Genomic DNA, 3,326 nt, shown 5'->3' with positions numbered 1-3,326 from the left:
TGGTTGCGGGGGCAGGATTTGAACCTGCGACCTTCAGGTTATGAGCCTGACGAGCTACCGGGCTGCTCCACCCCGCGTCACCATGTTGTGCGTTTCAGGAACGCGAAGAGGGCCTGTAGGATTTCTCCCGTGGCCCTCTTTGGACACTTTCGTGCCTTTTGTCATTGTGATGGGTTTTTTGTGTATCAACGCAGCCTTGCGCCGGCTTCAATGCCTGGCGACGTCCTACTCTTCCGGGGCTTGAGCCACAGTACCATTGGCGCTGTCAGGTTTCACGGCCGAGTTCGAGATGGGATCGGGTGGGTCACTGACGCTATGGTCACCAAGCAATGGAGCCGGCGCATGACGCGTTGAAGGTTTTTAATCGATGCCCGTGCAGATTGTGTGTGTTGCGTTGTCTGGCTGTGATCATCGTCCGCCGCCAATGTCGCTGCTGCCTTACGGGCAGGGTTGTCATTGATGGTGGGATTCTCAAGCATGAACAGAGTTATTAGGACCGGTTAGCTCCATGCGTTACCGCACTTCCACACCCGGCCTATCAACGTGATGGTCTATCACGACTCGATGATACCTTATCTCGAGGGAGGCTTCCCGCTTAGATGCTTTCAGCGGTTATCCCGTCCATGCATAGCTACCCTGCTGCGCTCCTGGCGGAACGACAGGTACACCAGAGGCATGTTCATCCCGGTCCTCTCGTACTAGGGACAACTCCTCTCAAGTATCGACGCCCACGGCAGATAGGGACCAAACTGTCTCGCGACGTTCTGAACCCAGCTCACGTACCACTTTAATTGGCGAACAGCCAAACCCTTGGGACCTGCTCCAGCCCCAGGATGTGATGAGCCGACATCGAGGTGCCAAACGATTCCGTCGATATGAGCTCTTGGGAATCATCAGCCTGTTATCCCCGGCGTACCTTTTATCCGTTGAGCGATGGCCCTTCCACGAGGGACCACCGGATCACTATGACCGACTTTCGTCTCTGCTCGATTCGTCAATCTCGCAGTCAGGCAGGCTTATGCCATTGCACTCTTGCAGCCGGTTTCCAACCGGCCTGAGCCTACCATCGCGCGCCTCCGTTACTCTTTAGGAGGCGACCGCCCCAGTCAAACTACCCGCCACAGAGGGTCCCTGCACCGGATAACGGTGCGAGGTTAGACATCAGAAAACAACAGGGTGGTATTTCACCTATGGCTCCACGACAGCTGGCGCCGTCGCTTCAAAGCCTCCCACCTATGCTACACAATTCTTTCCTAATGCCACTCTGAAGCTGCAGTAAAGGTGCACGGGGTCTTTCCGTCTAACCGCGGGTACTCCGCATCTTCACGGAGAATTCAATTTCGCTGAGCATATCCTGGAGACAGTGGGGAAGTCGTTACGCCATTCGTGCAGGTCGGAACTTACCCGACAAGGAATTTCGCTACCTTAGGACCGTTATAGTTACGGCCGCCGTTTACCGGGGCTTCAATTCGGAGCTTGCACTCCTCCTCTTAACCTTCCGGCACCGGGCAGGCGTCAGACCCTATACGTCGTCTTGAAGCCGACTTAGCAGAGTCCTGTGTTTTTGCTAAACAGTCGCTACCCCCTGGCCTGTGCCCCCTGCCAGAGCTTGCGCTTAGACAGGGCCTCCTTCTTCCGAAGGTACGGAGGCAATTTGCCGAGTTCCTTCAGGATACTTCTCTCAAGCGCCTTGGTATACTCTACCTGACCACCTGTGTCGGTTTCGGGTACGGTCTATACGGTGGGGCTATTTCCTGGAACCACTTCAAAGCCCGACCAATCCAATAAGGTCGAACAATACACGTGATCCGTCACACACCACCAGGCCCACGAATATTAACGTGGTTCCCATCGACTACCCCCTTCGGGCTCGTCTTAGGGGCCGGCTCACCCTGCTCAGATTAGCTTTAAGCAGGAACCCTTGGTCTTTCGGCGAGAGGGCATCTCACCCTCTTTGTCGCTACTCATGTCAGCATTCGCACTTCCGATACCTCCACGACCCATTACCAGATCGCTTCACAGGCCTACGGAACGCTCCGCTACCGCGTGATCGTAAACGATCACACCCTAAGCTTCGGTGCATCACTTTAGCCCCGTTACATTTTCGCCGCAGGAACCCTTAATTAGACCAGTGAGCTGTTACGCTTTCTTTAAAGGATGGCTGCTTCTAAGCCAACCTCCTGGTTGTTTTGGGATTCCCACATGCTTTCCCACTTAGTGATGACTTGGGGACCTTAGCTGTAGGTTAGGGCTGTTTCCCTTTTGACGACGGACCTTAGCACCCGCCGTCTGTCTGCCGGATAAGTCTCGTTGGTATTCGGAGTTTGGTTAGAATTGGTAGATCTCGCGACCCCCGCATCCATCCAGTGCTCTACCCCCAACGGCATACATCCGACGCTCTACCTCAATAGATTTCGCGGAGAACCAGCTATTTCCCGGCTTGATTGGCCTTTCACCCCTAAACACAACTCATCCGAGAATTTTTCAACATTCAACGGTTCGGTCCTCCAGTGCGTGTTACCGCACCTTCAACCTGGTCATGCCTAGATCGCCGGGTTTCGGGTCTAATACACCATACTCAGTCGCCCTGTTCAGACTCGCTTTCGCTGCGCCTACACCTAACGGCTTAAGCTCGCATGGTACATTAAGTCACTGACCCATTATGCAAGAGGTACGCTGTCACCCCCTAAAGAGGCTCCAACTGCTTGTAAGCATTCGGTTTCAGGTACTGTTTCACTCCCCTCATCGGGGTGCTTTTCACCTTTCCCTCACGGTACTTGTTCGCTATCGGTCATGTACGAGTATTTAGGCTTGGAGGGTGGTCCCCCCATGTTCAGACAGGATTTCACGTGTCCCGCCCTACTCGAGTCCTCATCCATCGCTTTCGCATACGGGGCTGTCACCCGCTATGGCCACTCTTTCCAAAGTGTTCTGCTAACTGAAGATGAGGCACTGGCCTGGTCCGCGTTCGCTCGCCACTACTAACGGAATCTCGGTTGATGTCTTTTCCTCCGGGTACTTAGATGTTTCAGTTCCCCGGGTTCGCTTCACCAAGTCTATTTTATTCAACTCGGTGATACCTTTTCCACCTCACTCACCCTGTGATCACTCACAGTATGAGAGAAATGGTGAAGGTGGGTTTCCCCATTCGGAAATCGTCGGATCAAAGTTTGCTCACAACTCCCCGACGCTTATCGCAGCGTGCCACGTCCTTCATCGCCTGTACATGCCAAGGCATCCACCAAATGCTCTTACCTCACGCTTGAGAATCCACACCATCAACGACAACCCTGCATAGAGATTGCGTCGTTAAACCCTTGTGGGGC

General features: G+C 54.0%; 1 tRNA gene and 2 rRNA genes. All 3 read right to left on the bottom strand.

What is annotated here, in order from left to right:
• Window positions 1–77 (bottom strand) — tRNA-Met (locus AC07M9_RS20125).
• Window positions 78–212: 135 nt separating this feature from the next.
• A 5S ribosomal RNA gene (gene rrf, locus AC07M9_RS20120) occupies window positions 213–327 on the bottom strand.
• A gap of 143 nt (window positions 328–470) precedes the next feature.
• Window positions 471–3,265: ribosomal RNA gene (locus AC07M9_RS20115) — 23S ribosomal RNA — on the bottom strand.
• Window positions 3,266–3,326 lie beyond the last annotated feature (61 nt).

This window comes from Novosphingobium sp. GW821-FHT09E05, assembly GCF_059416165.1.
This window is presented reverse-complemented; position numbering and strand designations above follow the sequence as displayed.